Origin of the sequence: Sandarakinorhabdus limnophila DSM 17366 (assembly GCF_945882885.1) — a bacterium.
Classification (GTDB): domain Bacteria; phylum Pseudomonadota; class Alphaproteobacteria; order Sphingomonadales; family Sphingomonadaceae; genus Sandarakinorhabdus; species Sandarakinorhabdus limnophila_A.
Window position 1 is genome coordinate 23734 of the sequence record NZ_CAMCWT010000005.1, and the last position, 23736, is coordinate 47469.

Annotated in this window: 26 protein-coding genes; 8 read left to right on the plus strand and 18 right to left on the minus strand. The window is 64.6% G+C overall.

The genetic code is table 11. The features are described 5' to 3' along the window. Positions 1-15: 15 nt before the first annotated feature. The 3 genes from Q7O19_RS01870 to nadB all read left to right on the plus strand — a co-directional run bounded on the left by Q7O19_RS01870 (position 16) and on the right by nadB (position 4942). A complete protein-coding gene (locus Q7O19_RS01870) occupies positions 16-2334 on the plus strand; it encodes a TonB-dependent receptor (protein WP_303808314.1) in 2319 nt (772 codons plus the stop codon). A gap of 75 nt (positions 2335-2409) precedes the next feature. Continuing rightward, a complete protein-coding gene (locus Q7O19_RS01875; RefSeq protein WP_303808315.1) occupies positions 2410-3342 on the plus strand; it encodes an ABC transporter ATP-binding protein in 933 nt (310 codons plus the stop codon). Beyond that, the gene (gene nadB / locus Q7O19_RS01880; RefSeq protein WP_303808316.1) at positions 3320-4942 is read left to right on the plus strand and encodes an L-aspartate oxidase; all 1623 of its coding nucleotides are present in this window, start codon (positions 3320-3322) and stop codon (positions 4940-4942) included. The genes Q7O19_RS01875 and nadB overlap by 23 nt, the downstream gene beginning before the upstream one ends. Here nadB and Q7O19_RS01885 read toward each other — a convergent pair. The 15 genes from Q7O19_RS01885 to Q7O19_RS01955 all read right to left on the minus strand — a co-directional run bounded on the left by Q7O19_RS01885 (position 4939) and on the right by Q7O19_RS01955 (position 17132). Next, positions 4939-7206, minus strand: a complete 2268-nt coding sequence (locus Q7O19_RS01885) for a bifunctional diguanylate cyclase/phosphodiesterase (RefSeq protein ID WP_303808317.1) — start codon at positions 7204-7206, stop codon at positions 4939-4941. The two genes, nadB and Q7O19_RS01885, sit on opposite strands and share 4 nt — an antisense overlap. Positions 7207-7543: 337 nt before the next feature. Then, positions 7544-8959, minus strand: a complete 1416-nt coding sequence (leuC, locus tag Q7O19_RS01890; protein WP_303808318.1) for a 3-isopropylmalate dehydratase large subunit — start codon at positions 8957-8959, stop codon at positions 7544-7546. Positions 8960-9010: 51 nt separating this feature from the next. Further along, entirely contained in the window at positions 9011-10258 is a 1248-nt protein-coding gene (locus Q7O19_RS01895) for a cysteine desulfurase-like protein (RefSeq protein ID WP_303808319.1), read from the minus strand. Between the two features lie 27 nt (positions 10259-10285). Next, complete coding sequence (locus Q7O19_RS01900; RefSeq protein ID WP_303808320.1) at positions 10286-10828, minus strand: peroxiredoxin family protein; 543 nt, start codon at positions 10826-10828, stop codon at positions 10286-10288. Between the two features lie 39 nt (positions 10829-10867). Beyond that, complete coding sequence (gene ruvB / locus Q7O19_RS01905; protein WP_303808321.1) at positions 10868-11890, minus strand: Holliday junction branch migration DNA helicase RuvB; 1023 nt, start codon at positions 11888-11890, stop codon at positions 10868-10870. 14 nt (positions 11891-11904) lie between these two features. After that, entirely contained in the window at positions 11905-12501 is a 597-nt protein-coding gene (gene ruvA, locus Q7O19_RS01910; protein ID WP_303808322.1) for a Holliday junction branch migration protein RuvA, read from the minus strand. Then, entirely contained in the window at positions 12498-12989 is a 492-nt protein-coding gene (ruvC, locus tag Q7O19_RS01915; protein WP_303808323.1) for a crossover junction endodeoxyribonuclease RuvC, read from the minus strand. The genes ruvA and ruvC overlap by 4 nt, the downstream gene beginning before the upstream one ends. Next, positions 12986-13399, minus strand: a complete 414-nt coding sequence (locus Q7O19_RS01920; protein ID WP_273435458.1) for a DUF4440 domain-containing protein — start codon at positions 13397-13399, stop codon at positions 12986-12988. The genes ruvC and Q7O19_RS01920 overlap by 4 nt, the downstream gene beginning before the upstream one ends. A gap of 29 nt (positions 13400-13428) precedes the next feature. Next, on the minus strand, positions 13429-14169 hold the full coding sequence (locus Q7O19_RS01925) for a YebC/PmpR family DNA-binding transcriptional regulator (protein ID WP_303808324.1): 741 nt from the start codon (positions 14167-14169) through the stop codon (positions 13429-13431). 63 nt (positions 14170-14232) lie between these two features. Continuing rightward, a complete protein-coding gene (locus Q7O19_RS01930) occupies positions 14233-14562 on the minus strand; it encodes a heavy metal-binding domain-containing protein (protein ID WP_303808325.1) in 330 nt (109 codons plus the stop codon). An 11-nt stretch (positions 14563-14573) separates the two neighbouring features. Beyond that, entirely contained in the window at positions 14574-15350 is a 777-nt protein-coding gene (locus Q7O19_RS01935; RefSeq protein ID WP_303808326.1) for a xanthine dehydrogenase family protein subunit M, read from the minus strand. After that, entirely contained in the window at positions 15343-15819 is a 477-nt protein-coding gene (locus Q7O19_RS01940) for a (2Fe-2S)-binding protein (protein ID WP_303808327.1), read from the minus strand. The genes Q7O19_RS01935 and Q7O19_RS01940 overlap by 8 nt, the downstream gene beginning before the upstream one ends. Before the next feature lie 47 nt (positions 15820-15866). After that, positions 15867-16505 (minus strand): glutathione S-transferase family protein, encoded by a 639-nt coding sequence (locus Q7O19_RS01945; protein WP_303808328.1) that lies wholly within the window; start codon positions 16503-16505, stop codon positions 15867-15869. 14 nt (positions 16506-16519) lie between these two features. Further along, positions 16520-16777, minus strand: a complete 258-nt coding sequence (locus tag Q7O19_RS01950) for a DUF2312 domain-containing protein (protein ID WP_303808329.1) — start codon at positions 16775-16777, stop codon at positions 16520-16522. 34 nt (positions 16778-16811) lie between these two features. After that, entirely contained in the window at positions 16812-17132 is a 321-nt protein-coding gene (locus Q7O19_RS01955; protein WP_303808331.1) for a DUF1244 domain-containing protein, read from the minus strand. Positions 17133-17209: 77 nt separating this feature from the next. Between Q7O19_RS01955 and pyk the strand changes: the two genes are divergently transcribed. Then, positions 17210-18661 carry a pyruvate kinase gene (gene pyk, locus Q7O19_RS01960; RefSeq protein ID WP_303808333.1) on the plus strand — a complete coding sequence of 484 codons (1452 nt, stop codon included), beginning with the start codon at positions 17210-17212 and terminating at the stop codon, positions 18659-18661. Here the strand turns inward: pyk and Q7O19_RS01965 are convergent. Together Q7O19_RS01965 and ykgO are read right to left on the minus strand one after the other, a co-directional pair. Continuing rightward, positions 18655-19275 carry an HAD family phosphatase gene (locus Q7O19_RS01965; RefSeq protein WP_303808388.1) on the minus strand — a complete coding sequence of 207 codons (621 nt, stop codon included), beginning with the start codon at positions 19273-19275 and terminating at the stop codon, positions 18655-18657. The genes pyk and Q7O19_RS01965 overlap by 7 nt on opposite strands. Positions 19276-19363: 88 nt before the next feature. Beyond that, on the minus strand, positions 19364-19489 hold the full coding sequence (ykgO, locus tag Q7O19_RS01970; RefSeq protein WP_022679686.1) for a type B 50S ribosomal protein L36: 126 nt from the start codon (positions 19487-19489) through the stop codon (positions 19364-19366). Between the two features lie 153 nt (positions 19490-19642). On the opposite strand from ykgO, the gene Q7O19_RS01975 reads away from it, so the two are divergent. From Q7O19_RS01975 to Q7O19_RS01985, 3 genes are all read left to right on the plus strand, one after another. Further along, positions 19643-20248, plus strand: coding sequence for a DUF4136 domain-containing protein (locus tag Q7O19_RS01975; protein ID WP_303808335.1), 606 nt, complete (start codon positions 19643-19645; stop codon positions 20246-20248). Continuing rightward, entirely contained in the window at positions 20245-21375 is a 1131-nt protein-coding gene (locus Q7O19_RS01980; RefSeq protein ID WP_303808337.1) for a M14-type cytosolic carboxypeptidase, read from the plus strand. The genes Q7O19_RS01975 and Q7O19_RS01980 overlap by 4 nt, the downstream gene beginning before the upstream one ends. Positions 21376-21452: 77 nt before the next feature. Then, positions 21453-22253, plus strand: coding sequence for an enoyl-CoA hydratase-related protein (locus Q7O19_RS01985; protein ID WP_303808339.1), 801 nt, complete (start codon positions 21453-21455; stop codon positions 22251-22253). 1 nt (position 22254) lies between these two features. On the opposite strand, the gene Q7O19_RS01990 is transcribed toward Q7O19_RS01985, so the two are convergent. Next, on the minus strand, positions 22255-23358 hold the full coding sequence (locus tag Q7O19_RS01990) for an NAD(P)-dependent alcohol dehydrogenase (RefSeq protein ID WP_303808340.1): 1104 nt from the start codon (positions 23356-23358) through the stop codon (positions 22255-22257). 126 nt (positions 23359-23484) lie between these two features. On the opposite strand from Q7O19_RS01990, the gene Q7O19_RS01995 reads away from it, so the two are divergent. Beyond that, the gene (locus tag Q7O19_RS01995; RefSeq protein ID WP_022679691.1) at positions 23485-23727 is read left to right on the plus strand and encodes an exodeoxyribonuclease VII small subunit; all 243 of its coding nucleotides are present in this window, start codon (positions 23485-23487) and stop codon (positions 23725-23727) included. Positions 23728-23736: the final 9 nt, after the last annotated feature.

A 23736-nucleotide genomic window follows, 5' to 3' on the forward strand; every position in this document is an offset into this window, starting at 1 on the left:
AAAATGGGGAATGATATGCGCCGTCTTCTGCTGCTCGCCTCCGCCAGCCTGTTGCCTGCCCTGCCCGCATTCGCCGCTGATGCCGATCAGATGGCCGAATCGATCGGTGAGGAAATCGTGGTGACAGCGCAAAAGTCCGAGCAGAAACTGAACGACGTGCCGATCACCATCACCGCCTACACCGGGCGTAGCTTGCGCGAGATCGGCGTCACCCAGTTCGATCAGCTCGCCGCCTATGTGCCCGGCCTGAACGTCCAGGAACAATCGCCCAACAACCCCGGCTTCGTGATCCGCGGCATCACGTCGGACACCGGCTCCTCGCAAGGCTCTCCGGCTGTCACCGTCTATCTCAACGGCGTCGATGTCTCGCGGTCGCGTGGTTCCTACTTCGATCTTTATGATCTTGAGCGCGTCGAAGTCGTGAAGGGCCCGCAATCGACCCTGTTCGGCACCGCCGCTGCTGTGGGTGTGGTCAGCGTCATCACCGCCAAGCCGAAGCCCGGTTTCTCCGGCGAAGTGCGCGTTGGCTACGGCAATTATGATCAGCGCCGCATCGATGGCCATGTGAACATCGGCAACGACATCATCGCCCTGCGCGTCGCTGGCGCCATGAAGCTGCGCGACGGCGTGGTGGAAAATATCGCCGGCCGCCCCGGCTCGCAGACGCCGAACGGTCAGCGCGTGGATGATCTGAACGGCCAGGGCCAATATGGCGCCCGCATCTCGCTGCGCTACACGCCCACGCCCGATCTCACCGCCGATCTGGTTGCAACCTATGACGGCCAGCGCGCGCCGGGCACTGCCTTCTCATCGGGCACCTTCGCGCCCACCGGCGGGACCACCAGCCCCTACAGCTTCAAGGAAGCCGCCGGTTCACCGTTCAGCGCCGCCGTGCTGGGCGCCGATCAGCCCAGCCTGACGCGCAATGTGTATGACGTGAACCTGAGCCTGAACGCCAAGTTCAGCGACGCCTGGAGCTTCACCACCATCGCCGGCTACCGCAATTTCGACAGCAATGAAGTGTTCGACGCAGACGGCACCCAGGCCTGGTATCTGGAATTCGCCGAAGACGCGCGCGGCGAGCAGATGAGCTTTGAAGGCCGCTTCAACTACGACAGTGAGAAACTGCGCGGCTTCTTCGGCGCCAATTATTTCTGGGAAACCGGCTTTCAGCGCGTGCCGTTCAGTTCAGAAGAAGGCATTTTCCTGCAGTGCGCGGCGCGACTGGTGCCGGGCCTGGCCTGCATCAACAATGCCACCGGTGTGGTGGAAGCCGCCCGCGCCACCGCGATCCTGACCGGCGGCGCGGCCACCGTGCTGCCCTATTCCGCCGAACTGTTCCGCAACTCGGCTGAAATCAGCACATTCAGCGCCTTTGCCGACGTGACGGTGATCCCGGTGCCGCGCCTGGAAATCAACCTGGGCGGCCGTTATCTGAGTGAAGACCGCGACAGCGGCATTTCGACCCGCATTCCCAACTCGGTGATCACCCGCGGCCCGCTGATTGCTGGTGGCGTCAACACCAATGGTGAAGTGCTCGGTGCCTCGCGTCGATTTGATGCCTTCCTGCCGCGCGCCAACATCCTGTTCCGCGCCACCGACAACGTGAACCTGTACGCCACCTATTCGCGTGGTCGCCGCTCGCCGGTGGTGCAGGTCAATGCCGGCCGCGTGGCGGGCGTGCTCACCCCCAACGTGCGGGTGTTCCCGGCCGAACTGCTCGACAATTACGAAGCCGGCGTGAAGGGCACGCTTGGCAAGCTCAACTTCAGCATCGGCGCCTACCTTATCAAGTACAAGGATTTCCAGATTTCGGTGCCGCAGCAGGGCGCGCCGGCGCTGATCGTCAATGCCGATGCCAGCAACAAGGGCGTGGAAGCCGAATTCGCCCTGAACCTGTCGGACAATGTGCGGCTGTTCGCCAACGGCGCCTATATCGATGCCCGGGTGAACAATGATCCGCGTTTCGGCAATTTTGCTGGCGATCGCTTCCGCCTGCAATCGGAATGGCAGGGATCGGCAGGCGCCAATTTCCGCCTGCCGCTGGGTGACAAGATCGAACTGTTTGCCAATCCGAACGTCACCCACCGTTCTGGCGTCTTCTTCGAACTGCCCAACAACCCGGTGACCTCGCAAGGCCCCGTCACCCTGGTCAATCTGCGCGCCGGTATCCGTGATCAGAAGGGCAAGTGGGAAGTCATCGGTTTCGCCAACAACCTGTTCAATCAGGAATATCTGCTCGACGGCGGCAACACCGGCGGCGCGTTCGGTATCCCCACCTTCATCCGCGGTCTGCCGCGCTTGTTTGGCGTGGAAGCGGTTGCACGCTTCTGATGCGTACGGGGCGGGTGGTGTGGTTGGGGGTCGCCTCCCCTTGCCCCACTTCCCGCCCCGGTCTATCGCGATTGCATGAGCGAAGCTGCAATCAGCCTGCGTGGCCTGACCAAGACCTATGCCGGCGGCAAGCAGGCGCTGAAGGGGATTGATCTCGATATCCCGCGTGGTTCCATCTTCGGCCTGCTCGGCCCCAACGGTGCCGGCAAATCGACTACGATCAATATTTTGGCCGGCCTGGTGAACAAGACGGCCGGTAGCGCCCGCATCTGGGGCTTCGACATCGACGAGCATCCGCGCAACGCCAAAGCCAGCATCGGCATCGTGCCGCAGGAACTGGTGTTCGATGCCTTCTTCACGCCATTTGAAACGCTGGAATTGCAGGCCGGCCTGTTCGGCGTGCCCAAGGCCAAGCGCCTGACGATGGAATTGCTGAAGGCGGTGCGGCTGGACGACAAGGCGCATGTCTATTCGCGCACCCTTTCGGGCGGGATGAAGCGCCGGCTGCTGGTGGCAAAGGCGCTGGTGCACAACCCACCGGTGCTGGTGCTGGATGAACCGACGGCAGGCGTTGATATCGAGCTGCGGCAATTGCTGTGGGATTATGTGCGTGAACTGCACAGCATGGGCACCACCATCGTGCTGACCACCCATTATCTCGAAGAAGCCGAAAGCCTGTGCGATCGCATCGCCATCATCAATCATGGGCAGGTGGTCGCCAACGACGAAACATCGAAACTGCTCGGCACCACCGGTGACAAGGTCCTGGAAGTGGTGGTGGACCGCGAGCTTGCCGCCGTGCCGCCGGCGCTTGTCGGCTGCAAGGCGGTGGAGCTGAAGGGCCCGCGGACGCTGGTCATCACCTATGACAAGCGTAGCAACAATGCCGGCGCCGTGCTGGCGATGGTGGGTGCTGCCGGGCTGGGCGTGGTGGAGGTTTCCACCCGCGAAGCCGATCTGGAAGATGTGTTCCTGGAGCTGACAAGTGGCAAAAGCGCCGCCGCCTGAGGCCCGCCATTTCGATGCCATCGTGGTGGGTTCCGGTGCAGCCGGGCTGACGGCGGCATTGCACCTGGCCGAACATGGCACGGTGGCCGTGCTGGCCAAGGGCGATCTCGCCGATGGTTCCACGGCCTGGGCACAGGGCGGGATCGCCGCCGTGCTGGATGCCGGCGATACGGTTGCGGCGCATGTGGAAGACACAATGGTGGCCGGTGCCGGGCTCAACCACCGCGCCACGGTTGAATATGTCGCCAGCAATGCATCGGCCGCGATCGACCGGCTGGAGGAATTTGGCGTGCCGTTCAATCCCGGCAAGACCGTGTCCGAACGCTGGCACCTCACGCGCGAAGGCGGCCACAGCCATCGCCGCATCGTGCATGTCGATGATGCCACTGGCTGGGCGGTTTCACAGGCGCTGATCAAGGCGGCGCAGGCGCATCCCAACATCACCTTGGTGCCGCACATGGCCGCGGTCGATCTAATCACTCATCGCCACGTGCTGCACGAGCGCTTCCCACAGCGGCGCTGCCACGGCGTCTATGCGCTGGATGTGAAGAAGCGGCATGTCGTGCGCTTTGTCGCGCCGGCCACGGTTCTGGCCACCGGCGGGGCGAGCCGCGTCTATCTTTATTCTACCAACCCCGATGGCGCGACAGGCGACGGCATCGCCATGGCGTGGCGGGCGGGGTGCCGGGTATCGAACATGGAATTCAATCAGTTCCACCCGACCTGCCTTTATCACCCCGAGGTGCGCAATTTCCTGATCACCGAGGCGGCGCGCGGCGAAGGCGGCAACCTGAAACTGCCCGACGGCAGCCGCTTCATGGCGCGTTATGACGAGCGGCTGGAACTCGCCCCGCGTGACGTGGTGGCACGGGCCATCGATGCCGAGATGAAGCGGCTTGGCATCCCACATGTACTGCTCGATCTCACCCATCTGGGTGCGGACTTCGTGCGTGCCCATTTCCCCACCATCCATGCCCGGCTGCTGGATCTGGATATCGATTGCACGCAGGTGCCGATCCCGGTGGTGCCGGCGGCGCATTACAGCTGCGGGGGCGTGATGGTGACGCTGGATGGCCGCACCGATCTGGCCGGTCTGTGGGCGGCCGGCGAGGTGACCCAGAGTGGGCTGCACGGCGCCAATCGGCTGGCGTCGAACTCGCTGTTGGAATGCCTGGTGTTCGGTCAGGCCGTGGCTGACGACATTGCCGCGCAAACCCCACAGAACTCGCCGCGGGTGAAGCCCTGGGATGAAAGCCGGGTGACCGACAGCGACGAGGAAGTGGTGATCGCCCACAATTGGGACGAACTGCGTCGCACCATGTGGGATTATGTCGGCATCGTGCGCACCGATAAAAGGCTGGAACGCGCCGCTCACCGGGTCAAGAATCTGCGCAAGGAAGTGCAGGATTATTACGGCAATTTCCGCATCACCGCCGATCTGATCGAACTGCGCAATCTGGTGACAGTCGCAGATCTGATCGTGCGTTCCGCCCGCCGCCGCCGCGAAAGCCGCGGGTTGCATTACAGCACCGATTATCCGGCCATGGCCGCAGAAGCGGTGGACACCATCCTTGATCCGGTGATGACGCGAGAGGCCTAGGCCGCAGCGCGCCGTGTTAGCGGGAACGGCTGCGGCTGGCCGAACAGCCAGCCCTGGGCGAGATCGCAGCCCAGCCGGGTAAGCAGCTGGCGCTGGGCGTCATTCTCCACCCCTTCAGCCACCACCTGCTTGCCCATCGAATGCGCCAGATCGATGGTGGCGCGAACCACCTGCTGGTTGCCGGCCGATTCCGAAAGGCGGTCGATGAAACTGCGATCAATCTTGACGATGTTGGCCGGCACATTGCGCAGCTGGATCAGGCTTGCATGACCAGTGCCGAAATCATCCAGCGCCACATTCACGCCGGCATCACGCAGGCATTCCAGCGCCTCGATCAGCGCGCCGCCCAGGCCGCTCATCACCACCGATTCCGTCACTTCCACCACCAACGCATGCGGCGGCACACGGTGGCGGGCCAGTTCATCCAGGATGGCGACGGCAGCGGCCGTGCCCTGCAACTGGCTGCCAACGAAACTGATCGCCATGGTCAGATCCCTGCCGTCGCTCCGCAGCCTGGCCAATTGTTCCAGTGCCGATTTCAATACATGGGCCTGCAACTGGGGCAGCAGCGTTGATTCGCGCAGCACATCGGGGAAATCGCCGGGGGCCAGCTGGCCCAGCCGCGGATGCTGCCAGCGCAGCAGCGCTTCATAGCCAACAAGCGTATCATCCAGCTGCACGATGCGCTGATAATGCGGCAGGAACTGGTTGCCAGCCAGGCCAACGCGGGCTTCCGACAACAGGCGGCTGCGCGCTTCGGCTTCATCAGCCATGCTGCTGTCATAACTGCGCCAGCAACCACGGCCCGCCGCCTTGGCCCGGTACAGCGCCAGATCAGCCTGCTTGAAGATGCGGGCCAGAGCCACGCCCTTGTTTTCTGACGAACTGTGGCCAGCGCAGATCGAGATGGTCAGATTATGGCCCGAATGGCGCAGCGGAACACCGGACGACAGCGCGATCATCTGGCGCACGGCCGACAGGCGTTCGCGCGCCGCGCCGGTCAGCAGGATCACGAACTCGTCACCGCCAACCCGGGCGATATTGGCTTCGGGGCCGGCCGCTGCTGTCAGCCGTTCTGCCACCGCCACGATCAGCGCATCGCCCGCATCATGGCCGGCCATGTCGTTCGTCTGCTTCAGGAAATCGATATCGATGGCGATCACGTCGATGCCAGAATTGCGGGTCAGCGGCTGTTCCAGCATGTTCTGGAACAGGGCGCGGTTGCCCAGGCCGGTGAGCGCATCAGTGGTGGCCACCCGGAACAGCGTATCGCGTTCGGCATCGGCGGCATCGGCATCGCGGCGCAGCTGGCGGAAGCGATCGGCAATGGCCAGCGACAGCAACAGCGATTCCCAGCCGACGGCGGCAAAGCCGGCAAGATCGACCAGATCATCCTGCGGCAGCAGGCTGAAGTTGCGGAAGATGCGCAACACCAGCACGGCCAGCGCCGGCAGCCAACCAGCCAGATAATACCAGATCGCCCGGCTGCCGCGCAGCGCCGCAAAGCCCGAGCCAACCGTGAGCGTAAGCGTGACGATGATCAGCGTGATGTTGAGCAGAAGATCGCCCAGCGCTGCTGGAAACAGCGTGTCAAACGCCGCCACCACTGATGCAAGCGCCACGCCCATGCCGGCAAGCTGACCAAAATCGATCAGGCGCTGGGGCAACTTGTCCTTCTCGATCAGCGAGAAGAAGAAGGCGGCGCCAGACACCACCATCAGGCCAAGCAGCAGGTAGAAGGTGCGCACCGCTGCTGGCCCGGCAAGGAACGGGAAGATATTGAGGATCGCACCCGACCACACCAGCAAATAGCCCAGGCTGCCCGCCAGCCACACGACATACCAGCGTTGGAACCCGGTGCGCAGCCAGGTGAGCAGGAACATGTTGTAAACAAAGGCCGAGAACAACATGCCGAGCACAAGGGCGACCTGCACCGTCCAGCGCAGCAGATGCGATTCATGGCCGGCGGCATCCATCGCCTTGATGGTGCGCAGCAGGCCCGGCCCGTCCATGTTGCGATAGCCGATCTGGATGGCCGTCACATCAGGGCCCGCAACCGGAATCTGGAAGCGCAGATTATTGCCCATTGTCCAGTTGCGGCTGAGCTCGAACTGGCCACGGCGGATCACCGCCACGCCGCCTTCGTGCACCACCCGAATTTCGATGGCGGTGAAGCGGACATTGTCGATCACGAGGTTCCAGCCCGCTGGCATGCGCTGCAGCCGGGCGGGATCGACAGCAAACCACGTCCATTTGCTGGGCATGTCCTTGCCCGAACCCGGTGCAATGGGGGTGATACAGCTGTTGCCCTGGCAGGTCGGAACTTGCCGGTACGCAAGTTGCACGTTCTCAGCTCGCGCTGGTGCCACCCATAACGCGAAGAACGGCCCCACCACCAATACGATCAGACCCCAAGATCGTTTGGTGAAGGGGGCCAGGCGGCTCATCAGAGCCGATGTCGGTCTGCTGCCTTGTCGCAACATTCCGTCCTTTGCTTACCCCTCGTAAGAGACAAACATACGGGAGAAGCCGTTTAGGAACCATTACCGCCTCGTTCTGATGGCGGCTATTGAGGGTGAAACCCAGACAATTCAGTCCGAATCAGCGCATTAACTGGCGAACATCCACCAGATGCCCCGAAATAGCCGCCGCTGCTGCCATCGCGGGCGACAACAAGTGCGTGCGCGCACCTGGGCCCTGCCGGCCAACGAAATTGCGATTCGAGGTGCTGGCACAGCGCTCGCCGGCAGGCACCTGATCGGGGTTCATGCCCAGGCACATGGAACAGCCCGGCTCACGCCATTCGAAGCCGGCATCAATGAAGATGCGGTCCAACCCTTCGGCTTCGGCCTGGCGCTTCACGAGGCCGGAACCCGGTACCACCAGCGCCTGCCGCACGTTGCCGGCCACCTTGCGGCCGCGCACCACATCGGCAGCCACGCGCAGATCCTCGATGCGGCTGTTGGTGCAGCTGCCGATGAAGATGTTTTCCACCGGCACATCGGCCATGCGGGTGCCCGGCGTCAAGCCCATATAATCCAGGCTCTTCTGCGCCGCCGCGCGCTTGCCGGCATCGGCGAAGCTGGCCGGATCGGGCACCACATCGGTGATGGCAACCACGTCATCCGGGCTGGTACCCCAGGTGACGAGCGGGGCAATGGCGCTGCCGTCGATGGTGATGCGCTTGTCATACGTCGCGCCCGGATCGGTTTTCAGCGTCTTCCACCAGGCCAGCGCTGCCTCCCATGCTGCACCCTTGGGCGCACGAGGGCGGCCTTCAACATAGGCGAAGGTCTTTTCATCCGGCGCGATCAGGCCGGCGCGGGCGCCGGCTTCGATCGCCATGTTGCACAGCGTCATCCGCCCTTCCATGGAGAGCGCCTCGATCACTGGGCCGGTATATTCGATGACATGCCCGGCACCGCCGCCCGAACCCAGCACGCCGCACACGGCCAGCGCCACATCCTTGGCGGAGACGGAAAAGCCGAGCTCGCCCATCACATGCACCTGCAGCGTTTTGGACTGACGCAACAGCAGCGTTTGCGTTGCAAACACATGCTCCACTTCCGAGGTGCCGATACCAAAAGCCAGCGCGCCGAACGCACCATGGGTGGCGGTGTGGCTGTCCCCACAGACCATAGTAACACCCGGCAGGGTGAAGCCCTGTTCCGGGCCGATGACGTGGACGATGCCCTGTTCCGGCGAATCGATGTTGTAGAGCTCCACCCCGAAATCGGCGCAGTTTTGCACCAGCGCGTCGAGTTGTGCCTTCGACATCGGATCGAGGATCGGCAGCCGGCGATCCGTGGTGGGCACGTTGTGATCGGGCACGGCCAGCGTCAGATCGGGCCGGCGCAACCTGCGGCCAGCGATACGCAGCGCCTCAAACGCCTGCGGGGTGGTTACTTCGTGGATGAGGTGGCGATCGATGAAGATCAGCGCGGTGCCGTCATCAAGCGACTGGACGACATGATCGTCCCAGATCTTCTGGTAGAGGGTGCGGGGGGTGCTGCTCATGGGTGCGGCTGTGCCAAGGCCGCGCACCAAAATCCAGCGGCAAATGACGCGTCAGCCGGCGATCTGCTTCAGGGCGGCAATCAGCGCGTCCACCTCATCCAGCGTGTTGTAGTGGGTGAAGCCCACCCGCACCGCACCGCGATCGCGCAGGCCCAGCACGCCGGCAGGTTCCCACGCGTAATAATAGCCGTTCCACACGAAGATGTTTCGCGCCGCCAGATCGGCCGCGATGGCATCGGCGCTATGGCCTTCAATCTCGAACGTGAAGGTCGCCACCCGCTCGTGGAGACGGTTGGCGTTGGCAATGCCGTGCAGTGTCACGCCCGGCACAGTGGCGATGCCGGTGAGGAAGCGCCGCATCAATTCGGTCTCGTGCGCCTGCGCCGCCGCCAGGCCGGCCACCAGCCGCTGGCGCAGCGATGCATCACCGCTCACCGTGCCCGCAGCAATTCCCAGCCACGCCATATGCTCGATGGCCGCCGTGGTGCCGGCCATGGCCTCGAAACTGGGCGTGCCGGGCATCAGCCGGGTCGGCATTACATCAACCGAGGGACGGACCTTCAGCGGCCGGATCAGCCCCTGCAAGCGATGGGAGATGTACATGATGCCAAGGTGCGGCCCGAAGAATTTATAGGCCGATGCCGCTATCAGATCGCAGCCGATGGCCTGCACATCCAATGCGATATGCGGGGCAGACTGCACGGCATCGACAATGCTCACCGCGCCCACGGCGCGCGCGGCGGCGCAGACGGCGGTAACATCGTTGATGGTGCCGAGGAAGTTGCTGGCATGACCCACGGCAACGGCGCGGGTGCGTGCGTCGATCAGATCGGGCAACGTTTCCAGTTTGAGCGCGAACGTCTCGCGATCCCACTCGATGAAGCGCACCTCCACCCCGCGCGCCTCGGCCGCCTGCAACCAGGGCGAAACATTGGCATCATGATCCATGCGGGTGAGCAGGATATTGTCCCCTGCCTGCCAGTTGGCGGCAATCAGCGGCGCCATCTGGAAGAACAAGCTGGTGGTGTTGAGGCCGAAGATCACTTCATCCTCGGCGCAGTTGAAACAGGCTGCGGCGGCGGCGAGCGCGGCTTCGACGATGGCACCGGTCGCCACAGACGTGCGGAAGGTGCCGCCATCATTGGCGCAAGCTTCGATCATGGTGCGGCTCATCGCCTCCACGACCCGGCCCGCGACCTGGGTGCCGGCCGGCGCGTCGAGATAGAGGCGCGGGAGCCCATCGTCGGCAAGGGCCAGCGCCGGGAAGGCGGCGCGCACGTTGTCCATCGGCAATGTCATGTTCGTCCCCCGCCTGTTGCGGGAGGTTTATTGGCCCAGCGCGTCGACGGCGGCAAGCACCGCTTCGGGTTGTGGGCGCTGGCGGTAGTTTGATTCCATCAGCCGCGCGCGGATCACGCCCTTCTTGTCGATCACATAGACCGCCGGCAGCGGCACCCCATGGGCGCGATTACCGGGCGGGTAGGCCGGATCGCGCAACTGCCAGCGATCGATAACCTTCGACTGCGGATCCGATAGCAGCGGCCAGGCCACCTTGCGCTCGGCAGCGAACTTGGCGAGCACGGCTGGATCGTCATACGACAGGCCAACCAGTGCGTAACCGCGACTGTTCAGCCCCGCCGCCGCACTCTCGTTCATGGCGATCAGCTGGGCCTTGCAGAACGGGCACCAGGACGCCGAGCGGAAGAACATCAGTACCGTGCCTTTGCGGCCGGCGAGTTGCTTCAGCGTCCGGGTCTTGCCCGCAATGTCGGCACCTGAAACTGCGAGCGCCTTGTCTCCTACGGCGGGAAAGGCGACGACCGGCGCTGCGATGACGGAAAGGGCGATGAAGGCGGGGAGAATGCGCATGCAAAGTCTTTCGCATGGCAGCCGGCAAAGGTTGCAGCCCTATTCCTCGTCAAGCAGCGGCAGTTGCACCTGATCGGCCGGCGGCAGCAGCCCCAGATGCTTCCAGGCCGGGCCGTTGAGCATGCGGCCGCGGGCGGTGCGGGCGATCAGGCCCTGCTGGATCAGGAAGGGCTCGATCACGTCTTCCACCGTGTCGCGCGCCTCACTAAGACCGGCGGCGAGCGTTTCTATGCCGACCGGGCCACCGCGATAGATATCGGCGATCATCATCAGGTAACGCCGGTCCATCGCGTCGAGGCCGAGGCGATCGACCTCCAGTCGGCTGAGCGAGGCATCAGCCATGCGGGCAGTGACTTCGGTCTGGCCGGCGGCAGCCGCGAAATCGCGCACACGGCGCAGCAGCCTGCCGGCGATGCGCGGCGTGCCACGGGCCCGCGCCGCAATCTCGCGCGCCCCATCGGCGGTGAGCGGCAATTCGAGCAGCCGCGCAGCGCGGGTGACGACCTGTTCCAGCTCATCGATGGAGTAGAAATTGAGGCGCAGCGGGATACCGAAACGATCGCGCAGCGGTGTCGTCAACAACCCGGCGCGGGTGGTAGCGCCAACCAGGGTGAACGCCGGCAGATCGATGCGCACGCTGCGCGCCGACGGGCCTTCGCCGATCATGATGTCGAGCACCCGATCTTCCATGGCCGGATAGAGGATTTCCTCCACGGCGGGCGACATGCGGTGGATTTCGTCGATGAACAGCACATCATGCGGTTCGAGATTGGTGAGGATAGCCGCAAGATCGCCGGCCTTGGCGATGACGGGGCCAGACGTGGCCCGGATGCCCACGCCCAGTTCGCGCGCCACGATCTGCGCCAGCGTTGTCTTGCCCAGGCCGGGCGGGCCGTGCAGCAGCACATGGTCCATCGCCTCGCCGCGCGCGCGGGCCGCCGAAATGAACACGCCCAGATTCTCACGCAGGCCCTGCTGGCCGATGAACTCGTCCAGCCCCTTGGGCCGCAGCGCGGCATCAATATCGTCCGGGCGACGTTGCGGGGTGAGATCGGCGGTCATCTGGTCCCCGTCTCTTACCGCGCGCTCTTCTTCAGCGCCACACGCACCACGTCGTTGAGGGCAGCCCCCTCGCCCAGTTCAGCCAGCGCCTCGGAAACCGCGCGGCTGGCGTCCATCGGGCGGAAACCAAGGGCAGCCAGCGCAGAAACGGCATCTTCCACCACGCGGGCGCCGGCCGTGACTGGCAAAGGCGCACCGGCGGAGACAGCGACGCCGCCCATCTTGCCTTTCAATTCGTTTGCGATGCGGGCGGCAAGTTTGGGGCCGACTCCGTTGGCGCGAGCCAGCGATGCGGAATCACCCGCTGCGACCGCGTGCGCGACCTGATCGGGCGTAAGCACAGAGAGAATGTTGAGCGCCACCCGGCCGCCAACGCCCTGCACCGTGATCAGCACCCGGAAGGCAGCGAGTTCGGATTCGGAAACGCAGCCGAACAGAGTGATGGCGTCTTCCCGCACCTGGGTTTCGATGTGCAGCGCCACCGGCCGCCCCACCGACAGCGAAGCCAGCATGCGGGTGGAGGCCTGCACCAGATAGCCGACGCCGTTCACATCAACGATCACGCTATCGGCCGAAACGCTGTCCACCAATCCCTTGAGCCGCGCGATCACAGCAGGCCCTTTCGCAAACTGGCACCCAGATGTGCATGAGCAATCGCCACGGCCAGCGCGTCTGCCGCATCGGCCCCCACCACTTTCACGCCTGGCAACAACCGCTCCACCATCGCCTGCACCTGATCCTTGCTGGCACTGCCCACCCCGGTCAGCGCCTTCTTCACCAGCCTTGTGGCATATTCCGCCACGGGCAAGCCAGCACGCGCCGTACAAAGCAGCACGACGCCGCGCGCCTGCCCCAGTTTCAGCGTCGATTGCGGATTGGCGTTGACGAACACCTCCTCCACGGCGGCTTCGGTGGCGCCGTGGTCGTCGATCACCGTCATCAGGCCGTCATGCAGCGCCACCAGCCGTTCGGCCAGCGGCGCGTTGGCCGACGTTTTCACCGTGCCGTGAGCGATGTGGCGCAGGCGATTGCCCTCAGCCACGATCACGCCCCACCCCGTCGCCGCCAAACCGGGATCGAGGCCGAGGATCAGCCTCACGGTTTGCCGGGCGCTCCGTTGGACAGCGTCACGAATGTTTCGCTGCGCAGTTTCCAGCCCGTGGGCGTGGGCACCCACACCGCCAGATATTCGCCGCTGAACCGGCCGGTGAGGCTGCCACCCGACCAATGACCGCGTTCCATCGCGCGCAGCGGCGGGACGGCGACCGTGACCACGTCGGGTGTGCGCACGAAACCGAGAAAGCCCGGCGTCTTGAAGGCGCGGGCAAAATAATCGGCCATGGCGTCGGCGCCGATAATGGCTTCGCCGCCGGTGCCGGCAATGCCGACATAGCCCTCCCCCAGCGCGGCGCGCACGCCAGCGGCATCGCGGGCGGCGATCGCGGCGTTGTAAGCGGCGCGCGCGGCCTTGATGTCGGCAACAGGATCGGCAGCGGCAGGCGTGGCCATGATCATAGCGAGCGCAGTCAGCCCCAGCTTCACAGACCGGCCATCACGTCGTCGGGCACGTCATAATTGCCCCACACGGTCTGCACGTCGTCATCATCATCCAGCACGTCGATCAGCTTCATCAACTGCGCCGCATCCTCGGCGCCAACAATGACCATCGTGCCCGGCTTCCACGCCAGCTTGGCCTGGCCGCTGTCCCCCAGCACCGGCTCCAGGGCGCGGGCGACGTCGTGCAGATTCTCGATGCTGCACCAGATTTCGTGGCCATCCTCGCTCGATTCCACGTCGTCGGCACCAGCTTCCAGCGCGGCTTCGAACACGGCATCGGCACTGCCAGCGGCGGCGGGATAGGAAATCAGGCCCAGCCGCTCGAAGCCGTGCGAAACGCTGCCCGAAGCGCCGAGGTTGCCGCCATTCTTGGCCATCGCCGTGCGCACGTTGGTGGCGGTGCGGTTGCGGTTGTCGGTGAGCGTTTCGATGATCAGGCTCACGCCACCGGGGCCGAAGCCTTCGTAACGCACTTCCTCATAATTCGCGAGGTCACCACCCTGCGACTTGTCGATGGCGCGCTGGATATTGTCTTTCGGCATGCCTTCCACGCGGGCGGCGAGCACGGCGGCGCGCAGACGCGGGTTGTTGGCTGGATCGGGCATGCCCATCTTCGCCGCCACGGTGATTTCGCGGGAAAGCTTTGAAAACAAGGCGCTGCGCTTTTTGTCCTGCGCGCCCTTGCGGTGCATGATGTTCTTGAATTTGCTGTGGCCGGCCATGATCGTTCAACTGGTTGCAGGTTGGATGGCTGCGGCCTTAGCAACCCGCCCGCAAAACGGCAATCAGCCCAGCTTCACGGCGGTACCAACGGCACCCACCATCAGCATCGAATCCGAAGCGCCCAAGGCGGCATAGCTGATCTGCACGCCGATCACGGCATCGGCGCCCATCGCCAGCGCCCGATCGGCCATTTCGCGCAGCGCTTCCTCGCGGGCGCCCTGCATCACTTCTTCATAGGCGCCGGAACGGCCGCCAACGATGTCGCGGATGCCGGCAAAGATATCGCGGAAGATGTTGGCACCCATGATGGCTTCACCAGCGACGACACCCAGATAGCGCGTCGCCATGCGGCCTTCGACCGTGGGAGTGGTGGTGACAATCAGTTCGGCCATGACAGCCTCCTTCAGGCCAGAGTGGCCAGTGCCTGCTTCAGCATCACGCCGCACAGATGGGCGCGATATTCGGCACTGGCGTGGATATCGCTGTTGAGATCATCGGCGGCCAGCACCAGCCCGGCAGTATCGGTGCCGGCGTTCAGCGCGGCTTCCGCGTCCGTCCAGCGGAACACGCCTGGCCCGGCGCCGGTGACAGCGAGGCGCCAACCCGCAGCATGGCGGGCGACATAGACGCCGACCATGGCATAACGCGAGGCTGGATGGCGGAACTTGGCATAGGATGATTGCTGCGGGATGGTGAAGCCGACGCGGGTGATGATCTCGCTCTCAGCCAGCGCCGTAGTGAACATGCCCTGGAAGAAATCATCGGCCTTGTGGCTGCCGCGATCGGTTTCGATCACCGCGTCCAGCGCCAGCGCGGCGGCGGGATAATCGGCGGCCGGATCATTGTTGGCGATGCTGCCGCCCAACGTGCCGCGGTTGCGCACCTGCGCGTCGCCAATGCCGGCGGCCAGGCAAGCCAGACCCGGAATGGCGGTGGCGCCCGTGGCGACATCGGCATGGAGGGTGGTGGCACCAATCCACAGGCGATCCCCGTCGCGACTGATGCCCGACAGGCCAAGGCCGGTCAGGTCCACCAATGCATCGGGCATGCGCAGCCGCGATTTCATGGCAGGGATCAGCGTGTGGCCACCGGCGAGATAGGCGGCTTCGCCATCAGTGCCGGCAAAGGCGGCCGTGGCCGCCGAAACGCTGGCCGGGCGATGCAGAGCGAAATCACGCATTCTGGGCCTCCATCGCTGCCGCGCCGGCCACGATCGCCTTCACGATGTTGATGTAACCTGTGCAGCGGCACAGATTGCCTTCCAATTCATGCGTGACCAGTTCCGGCGTCAGCTTCGTGCCATGCTTGCGCACCATTTCCATGCCGGCCATCACCATGCCTGGCGTGCAGAAGCCGCACTGCAGGCCATGGGCTTCGCGGAAGGCCTGCTGCATCGGGTGCAGCGCATCGGTGCTGCCCAATCCTTCAATGGTGGTGACCTGCGCGCCCTGCGCTTGTGCAGCCAGCATCGTGCAGGCCTTCACCGCCGCGCCATCCACCAACACGTTGCAGGCGCCGCACTGGCTGGTGTCGCAGCCGATGTGGGTGCCGGTGAGGCCCAGCTGGTCGCGCAGCACCTCAACCAGCAGGGTGGCGGCGGGCGCCTCCACGCTGTGGTCCTGGCCGTTGATGGTCAGCGTCATCTGCATTGGAGTCCCCTTGTGGGATTGAGCTTACGGGCGAGGTCGCCTGACAATCAAGCCCGGCTGGCCATCATCTGCTTCAAGCCTTCGGCCTGCTCGGCAATCGCCTGCGCGCCCAGCGCACTGGCCTTGGCACGGGCCCACCAGGCAGCGAGGCCGGGCTGTGCGGCCACCAGCGCCTTGGTCGGCATCGGGCCATCCAATGCATCAAGGAAGAAGAACAGCGGGATCAGCGCCGCATCGGCTTGGGTGAAGCTGTTGCCGTAGGCGAACGCGTCATCGGCGTTGCGGTAATGCTCGATGTAACCCAGCGCCTCACCCATGCCCTTGAGCGCGTCCGGCACGCCGGCCGGGATCTCGCGGCCGCGGAACAGCCCGCCCAGTTGCGGTACGACATAGCTGTCAGCCAGCCGCACCAGCAACCGCACCTTGGTGGCGCCCATGATATCGGCCGGGATCAGCTTGGGACCGGGCAGCGCCAGATCAAGATAATCGGCGATGACCTGGCTTTCCGGCAGCGCCAGATCACCATCGACCAGTAGTGGCATCTTGCCGGTGGGGCAGAGCGCCAGATATTCCGGGCACTTGATGCCCCCTTCAAAGCTGCCCAGCGTGACCTCGGCACCCTTTGCACGGCTCACCAGCAACGGCCGCATCACGAACGGCGAGAGCTTGCCCCCATAAAGAATCATCGTTTTTCCCCCGATTACAGGCCGATGGCGGCCCGGTAGGTTTCCAGCAGCGCTTCGGCTTCCTGCCGGGCGGCGGTTTCCATTTTCCGCAGCCGCACCAGCGTCTTCATCGTCTTGATATCGAAACCAGTGCCCTTGGCTTCGGCGTAGACATCCTTGATGTCGTCGGCCATGCTCTTTTTTTCTTCTTCCAGCGTTTCGATGCGCTCGATGAACAGGCGCAACTGGGTGGCGGACACGCTTTCGGTGCCAGAGATCGTCTCGTCGCTCATTTGGGTCCCTGTCTGAAATTGGTTGCCGCAGGGGTTATCGAACCCGCTCATTCTGCGCCAGCGATTCGGCCATTCGGTCCAATTGTTCCTGCGTCGCCGGATGCTGATGCTGCGCCTTCCACTCGGTCTGGCTCATGCCATAAACATGGATGCGGCCCTCAACCTTGCTAACGGCCAAGCCCAACTTCTCAGCTTCCTCGTGCAGCCAGTCGCCCAGGCAGTTGCGGCAAAAGCCGCTCCAGCCCATCAGGTCGATATTCTGCACGTCAGTGCGCTGGCGCAAATGCAGCATCAGGCGGCGAAAGGCTGCGGCTTCAAGCCGTTCCCGCACTGCATCATCGGCAAGGATCGTCATGGCGGTGTCTCTCTCCTGTGGCACTGCGCCGCATCAACCGCTAGGGTAGCGGCAAATCCGAACGACTGAGACGCAGCATGAGCCGACATCTTCAACCAAGGGCCCGCCGGGTCAAGGTGCTGGCCACGTTGGGGCCAGCATCGGCTTCGGAAGAGATGATCAGCAAACTGCATGCGGCCGGTGCCGATGCCTTTCGTGTGAACATGAGCCACGGCAGCCACGAAAGCCAAGGCAAGCTGATCGCGGCGGTGCGCGCTGTCGAAAAGGCCAATGGCCGGCCGATCGCCATCCTTGCTGATCTGCAAGGGCCGAAATTGCGGGTGGGCCGGGTCGCCGGCGGCGCGGCGGAGTTGGTGAAGGGCCAGGCCTTCCGTTTCGATCGCCACACTGCGCCGGGTGATACAGCGCGCGTTTGCCTCCCGCACAAGGAAATCTTTGCCGCGCTGCGCCCCGGTGCCCGCCTGCTGGTTGACGATGGCAAGATCGTGCTGCGCGCCATCGACGTTTCGGAAGACGCCATTGATTGCGTGGTGGAGGTGCCCGGCACCATCAAGGACAACAAGGGCGTCAACGTGCCCGATGTGGTGGTACCGCTGCCGGCGCTGACCCCGAAGGACCGCGCCGATCTCAGCTTTGCGCTCGATTGCGGGGTGGACTGGGTGGCCCTGAGCTTCGTGCAACGCCCCGAAGACGTCGCCGAAGCGCGCCGGCTGATTGGCGGCCGCGCCGCGCTGCTCGCCAAGATCGAGAAGCCGGCGGCGCTGGAACGGCTGGAGGAGATATTGGAAATCGCCGACGCCGTGATGGTGGCGCGCGGGGATCTGGGTGTCGAACTGCCGCCGCAGAATGTGCCGCCCGCCCAGAAACGCATCGTTGCCATGGCGCGCAGTCTGGGCAAGCCGGTGGTGGTGGCGACCCAGATGCTGGAATCGATGATCACCAGCCCCTCGCCCACCCGCGCCGAAGTATCGGACGTGGCGACCGCAATCTATGACGGCGCCGATGCCGTGATGCTGTCCGCCGAAAGCGCCGCCGGGGCCTGGCCGGTGGAAGCGGTGAGCATGATGGATGCCATCGCTGCCCAGGTGGAGGCCGACCCGAGCTATCATGGCCGCGTGCATTTCACCGAAGTGGCCACCGGCCGTTCAACGGCGGCCGCCATCACGTCGGCCGCTGCCGACATCAGCCGCACCATCGGCGCCCGCGCCATTGCCTGCTTCACCATCTCCGGCTCCACTGCCGGCCGCGCCGCGCGCGAGCGGCCTTCGGTGCCGGTGCTGTGCCTCACGCCCAGCCAGACGACGGCGCGGCGCATGGGCCTGGTGTGGGGTGTGCATGCAGTCACCACCCGCGATGTTGGCAGTTTCGAGGAAATGGTGGCCAAATCCAAGCGTATGGCATTGCGAACGGGTCTGGCCAAAGGCGGCGATCCGCTGGTGCTGATCGCCGGCGTGCCCTTTTCGACGCCCGGCACCACCAACGTCGTCCACGTTGTCCGACTGACGGGGGACGAGCTGAAGAATTATTGAGCCAGCAGGCCCAGCCGCGCCAATTCCGCCGCCAGCACTTCGTGGCCGGTGAACAGGTGGCCCACAAAGCCGTTGGCCACGGCTGCCTCCACATTGTCGGCGCGGTCATCGATGAAGATCGCTTCACCGGGGCCAAGGCCGAAACGGCGCAGGGCGAGTTGATAGATCGCGGCATCCGGTTTGGTCAGCCGCTCTTCGCCTGAAACGATGATGTCGGTGAAATGATCGAACACCGGCCACTCGGTCCGGAACGGTGGCCAGAATTCGTGGCTGAAATTGGTGATGGCAAACAGCGGCACGCAGGCCGCGGCCAACTGCTCCACCAGTTCGATCATGCCAGAAATGGCACCGGGTACCGTTTCATTGAAGCGGGGGCCATATTGGCGGATCAGTTCAGCCTCGGCCGGGAAGCGGGCGATGAGTTCGGCGCTGGTTTCCGCAAACGGCCGGCCGGCATCATGCTGGAAATGCCAGGTCGGCGTCACCACCTCAACCAGGAACCAGTCCAGCCGCGCCGGATCGGGGATCAACGGCGCATAGAAAGCGCGCACGTTCCAATCCACCAGCACATTGCCGACATCGAACACCACGGCAGTCGGCAAGATTCTGGCCATCACCAACCCCACAAACAGCAAAACCCCCGCCCGATGGCAGGGGTCTCACCAAGTCAACCTGCCGGCCAAACGGGCCAGCGGCGCGGCTTCAGCCCTGGCGGGCCTTGAAGCGACGGTTGGTCTTGTTGATGACATAGGTGCGGCCGCGACGACGCACGATCTGGCAGTCACGGTGGCGGCCCTTGAGGCTCTTGAGGCTGTTGCGGATCTTCATGATCAATCCCGGCAAGTGAATCGGTGGTGAAACGAAAGCCGGTCGCTAAGGGAGGCGCTGCGCTTTGTCAACCGCGGTCGCCTGATCCACCCTTGCTTGCCCGCAGCCGAAGTGCGACCAGACAGGGGTATAAGTGCCCCGCGAGTAAAGCCCATGACCCGCCACATGATTTTGCCTGCCGTGCTGGCCGCCCTGCTGCTGCCATCGGTGGCCCATGCCGCAACCGTGAAAGTGGAGGTAACCCGCTTCCACATCCTGGCACCGCCGGCACCGCCGCTGACCGGCAGCAGCATCACGGTGGAGCCAGCCGATCCGGCGGCGGCATCCTCGCTGCAGTTCGGCGCGCTGGCCGCTGTGGCCAATGCCGAACTGGCCAAGGCGGGCTTTACGCTGGCAACGGGCGGCCAGCCGGCTGATCATGTCGCGCGCATTTCGCTTACCGGCAACAGCGAGGTGGTCCGCAAACGCTCCCCCATATCGATTGGCATCGGCGGCGGCACTGGCGGCTGGAATGGCGGCCTTGGCGGCGGTGTGACCTTCCCGGTGGGTGGCGGCACCCGCAACGTGACGGCCGCGCTGATGACGCTGCAGATCCGCCGGGCCAGCGACGGCAGCGCCGTGTGGGAAGGCCGCGCCAGCACCATCGCTCCCAGCATCGATCCGATCAGCGCCGCGCCGGTGCTGCTGCAGGCCCTGCTCAAGGGCTTTCCCGGCCCGAGCGGCCAGAGCGTGACCGTGAAAGTGAAGACCGACCAATGATCAGCATCGATACTGCCTTTGATTCGGGCAACATCCAGGTCGAGCGGATTGCCGGCCCGCACGAGATCGTGCTGACCATAGGCAAGGACGCGCACAGCGACTTCTATCAATGGTTCCACTTTCGCCTTTCTGGAGCGAAGGACCAGCGCTGCATCATCCGCATCATCGATCTGAACAACTGCGCCTATCCCGGCGGCTGGCCGGGCTATCGCGCCTGCGTTTCGGGAGACCGGCAGACGTGGCGGCGCGCGCTGACCAGTTTCGATCCCAAATCCGCCAATGGCACGCTCACCATCGAGGTGACGCCAAGCGTTGACCAGCTTTGGCTGGCCTATTTCGCGCCGTATTCCATGGAGCGGCACCATGATCTGATTGCCCGCATCGCCGCCCAGCCCGGCGTGCGCGCCGATGTGCTGGGCCTCAGCCTTGATGGCCGGGCGATTGACCGGTTGGTCGTGGGCGATGGCGCCAAGACCGTGTGGCTCTATGCCCGCCAGCATCCGGGCGAGAGCATGGCCGAATGGTGGATGGAAGGTGCGCTGGAGCGACTGACTGACCCGCACGATCCGGTAGCGCGCACGTTGCGCCAACAGGCCACTTTCCACATCGTGCCCAATATGAACCCTGATGGCAGTTTCCGCGGCCATCTGCGCACCAACGCCGCCGGCGTGAACCTCAACCGCGAATGGCAAGCGCCGTCAGCGGAAAAATCGCCTGAAGTATTGTGTGTGCGGCAAGCGATGGACAAAACCGGCTGCGACCTCGCCATGGATGTGCATGGTGATGAAGCCATCCCGCAGGTGTTCATCGCCGGCTTTGAAGGCATCCCGTCGATCACGCCGAAACAGCTGGCGCTACTCGCCGATTACAAGGCGCGGCTGGCGCGGATAACGCCGGATTTCCAGACCGCGAAAGGCTATCCCGTCGCCCGCCCCGGCACCGCCAATCTGGCCATGAGCACCAACCAGCTGGCCGAGCGGTTCGGCTGCCTCGCCATGACGTTGGAAATGCCGTTCAAGGACAACGACGATCTGCCCTGCGCCGAGTATGGCTGGTCGCCGCAGCGTTCGATGCAACTGGGCCGCGATTGCCTGGCGGCGATCATGGAAGTGATGCCCGAGCTGTAAGCGATCCACCTTGGCTGATTGATGGGGTGACGGGGCGCGCCCACGCCCCCTATCGTGACGGCCAAAGGGAGACCGTCATGAGCTATACCCACATATTGTTCGAAGAAGCCGAGGGCATCGCCACCCTCACCATCAACCGGCCGCAGGTGATGAACGCGCTCCACGTGGGCGTGATCGAGGAGATGATCGACGCGGTGGACCGGGTGCGCGACGAAGGCACGGCGCGCGTGCTGGTCCTGACCGGCACGGGGCGCGGCTTCTGTTCGGGCGCCGATCTGGCCGGCGGCGGGGCTGGCGGTGGCGCAAAACGCTCCGGCCCGCCGGATGCCGGTGCCGTGCTCGAATCGCATTTCAATCCGCTGCTGGAGCGCTTGTTTGCGCTGCCGGTGCCGTTCATCACCTCGGTCAACGGCGTCGCGGCCGGTGCCGGCTGTTCCTATGCGCTGGCCGGCGACATCGTGATTGCGGCGAAATCCGCCTATTTCTTGCAGGCCTTCGTCAACATCGGGCTGGTGCCCGACGTCGGCTCGACCTGGCTGCTGCCGCGGCTGGCCGGCCGGGCGCGGGCGCAGGCCATGATGATGCTGGGCGAACGCATCCCGGCCGAAACCGCGCTGGATTGGGGAATGGTCTACAAGGTGGTCGAGGATGCCGATCTGGCCGCAGCCACCCGTGCCGTGGCCGAGAAACTGGCGAAGGGGCCGACCAAATCCTATGCCCTGATCCGCCAAGGTATCCGCGATTGCCTGGATGTATCGCTGTCCGAAGGCCTGATGGTGGAGCGCCGCAACCAGCTTCTGGCCGGGCGCAGCGCCGATTTCGTGGAGGGTGTCAGCGCCTTCCTGCAGAAGCGGCCGGCGACATTCACCGGGAAATAACTCACTCCATCACCAGCACCGGCTTCACCGCCTTGCCGCTGGCCATATCGGCCACGGCTTCGTTGATGGCTGCCAGCGGATACTCTGTCACAAGCGGTGCGTGATTGAAGCGGCCGGCACGGTGGCGGTCGATCAGCCAGGGGATGAAGCTCTGCGGATCGGCATCGCCTTCCACGGCGCCGCGCAACGAACGCCCGCCGAGCAGCGTGTTGGGGTTGAACGTGATTTCGGTGCCCGGCGCGGTGACGGCCAGCATGGCGAGTTCCCCCCTGCTGGCCAGCGCCTCCAGACCGGCGCGGATCACGGCTGAGGCCCCGGTGGTATCGACGATGCGATCGATGCCGGTCGCCACCACCTCGCGCAGCGCCAGCATCATGTCGCGGCCATCGGCCAATATGGTGTGCGTCGCCCCCAGGCGACGGGCGAGCGCCAGCCGTTCGGCAACCCGATCGACCGCGATGATGGTGTGGCAGCCGCGGTCCACCGCCGCCAGCAGAGCCGCCAGCCCCACCGAACCTGCGCCCATCACGGCGAACCCGTGATGCGGCTGCACGTTCAGCGTGTTGTAGGCGGTGCCGGCTCCTGTCTGCAGGCCGCAGCCAAACGGGGCAGCCAGCGCGAACGACACGTCATCGGCCAGCTTCACCGTATTGCGCGCATAGGCGATGGCATGATCGGCAAAGCTGGATTGGCCAAAGAAGCCACCATAGACCGGCTGCCCATTCTGGCTCATCGGCACCCGGCCGTCGGGCAACACGCCGGCGTAGTTCAACGCCATGAAGTTCGCACAATATTGCGGGTGATCATGGCTGCAACTGGGGCAGGCGCCGCAGCTGGCATAGCTCAGCACCACGCGGTCTCCGGCGGCCACGTTGGTGACGCCTTCGCCCACCGCCAGCACCGTGCCAGCGCCTTCATGGCCCAGCACCTGCGGCAAGGGTGTGCCCTGTTCGTAACGCTGCACGCCCACATCGGTGAAGCAGATGCCGCAGGCCGCCAGCTTGACCAGCACCTGCCCCGGCCCGGGATCGGCCAGCTCAACGGTTTCGATGTTGTAGGGCTGCCCTCGTTGGCGCAGCACGGCAGCGCGCGTGGAGGTTGGCATGTCTCATCTCCTTGATCGATTTTTCAACAGTGTCGCGCCGCGGCGCCGGGCTGGCAAGGCGGATTGATGTTCGCAAGCATGCGCCCGGCTTGACCACGCGCCCGCGCCCGTCCAGATACGGCGTTCATGGACACGCCCGCTGCCCCCCAGCCCAGCTTCGAAGACGCCCTGCGCGAGCTTGAAGACATTGTGCGCAAGCTGGAATCGGGCGATCTCAGCCTCGATGACAGCATCGCGCTCTATGAACGCGGCCAGTCACTGAAATCGCTGTGCGAAACCCGGTTGAACGATGCACGCATGCGGATCGAACAGATCCAGCAGAATGCCGCCGGCGAAGCCGTCGCCACCCGCCCCTTTGACGCGCAATAAGGGCGAACG

Coding starts and splice junctions, on each gene's coding strand:
- Q7O19_RS01870 (WP_303808314.1), top strand. CDS start 16: ATGCGCCGTCTTCTGCTGCTCGCCTCCGCCAGCCTGTTGCCTGCCCTG.
- Q7O19_RS01875 (WP_303808315.1), top strand. CDS start 2,410: ATGAGCGAAGCTGCAATCAGCCTGCGTGGCCTGACCAAGACCTATGCC.
- Q7O19_RS01885 (WP_303808317.1), bottom strand. CDS start 7,206: ATGCCCAGCAAATGGACGTGGTTTGCTGTCGATCCCGCCCGGCTGCAG.
- leuC (WP_303808318.1), bottom strand. CDS start 8,959: ATGAGCAGCACCCCCCGCACCCTCTACCAGAAGATCTGGGACGATCAT.
- Q7O19_RS01895 (WP_303808319.1), bottom strand. CDS start 10,258: ATGACATTGCCGATGGACAACGTGCGCGCCGCCTTCCCGGCGCTGGCC.
- Q7O19_RS01900 (WP_303808320.1), bottom strand. CDS start 10,828: ATGCGCATTCTCCCCGCCTTCATCGCCCTTTCCGTCATCGCAGCGCCG.
- ruvB (WP_303808321.1), bottom strand. CDS start 11,890: ATGACCGCCGATCTCACCCCGCAACGTCGCCCGGACGATATTGATGCC.
- Q7O19_RS01920 (WP_273435458.1), bottom strand. CDS start 13,399: ATGGCCACGCCTGCCGCTGCCGATCCTGTTGCCGACATCAAGGCCGCG.
- Q7O19_RS01925 (WP_303808324.1), bottom strand. CDS start 14,169: ATGGCCGGCCACAGCAAATTCAAGAACATCATGCACCGCAAGGGCGCG.
- Q7O19_RS01930 (WP_303808325.1), bottom strand. CDS start 14,562: ATGGCCGAACTGATTGTCACCACCACTCCCACGGTCGAAGGCCGCATG.
- Q7O19_RS01935 (WP_303808326.1), bottom strand. CDS start 15,350: ATGCGTGATTTCGCTCTGCATCGCCCGGCCAGCGTTTCGGCGGCCACG.
- Q7O19_RS01940 (WP_303808327.1), bottom strand. CDS start 15,819: ATGCAGATGACGCTGACCATCAACGGCCAGGACCACAGCGTGGAGGCG.
- Q7O19_RS01945 (WP_303808328.1), bottom strand. CDS start 16,505: ATGATTCTTTATGGGGGCAAGCTCTCGCCGTTCGTGATGCGGCCGTTG.
- Q7O19_RS01950 (WP_303808329.1), bottom strand. CDS start 16,777: ATGAGCGACGAGACGATCTCTGGCACCGAAAGCGTGTCCGCCACCCAG.
- Q7O19_RS01955 (WP_303808331.1), bottom strand. CDS start 17,132: ATGACGATCCTTGCCGATGATGCAGTGCGGGAACGGCTTGAAGCCGCA.
- pyk (WP_303808333.1), top strand. CDS start 17,210: ATGAGCCGACATCTTCAACCAAGGGCCCGCCGGGTCAAGGTGCTGGCC.
- Q7O19_RS01965 (WP_303808388.1), bottom strand. CDS start 19,275: ATGGCCAGAATCTTGCCGACTGCCGTGGTGTTCGATGTCGGCAATGTG.
- ykgO (WP_022679686.1), bottom strand. CDS start 19,489: ATGAAGATCCGCAACAGCCTCAAGAGCCTCAAGGGCCGCCACCGTGAC.
- Q7O19_RS01975 (WP_303808335.1), top strand. CDS start 19,643: ATGACCCGCCACATGATTTTGCCTGCCGTGCTGGCCGCCCTGCTGCTG.
- Q7O19_RS01980 (WP_303808337.1), top strand. CDS start 20,245: ATGATCAGCATCGATACTGCCTTTGATTCGGGCAACATCCAGGTCGAG.
- Q7O19_RS01985 (WP_303808339.1), top strand. CDS start 21,453: ATGAGCTATACCCACATATTGTTCGAAGAAGCCGAGGGCATCGCCACC.
- Q7O19_RS01990 (WP_303808340.1), bottom strand. CDS start 23,358: ATGCCAACCTCCACGCGCGCTGCCGTGCTGCGCCAACGAGGGCAGCCC.
- Q7O19_RS01995 (WP_022679691.1), top strand. CDS start 23,485: ATGGACACGCCCGCTGCCCCCCAGCCCAGCTTCGAAGACGCCCTGCGC.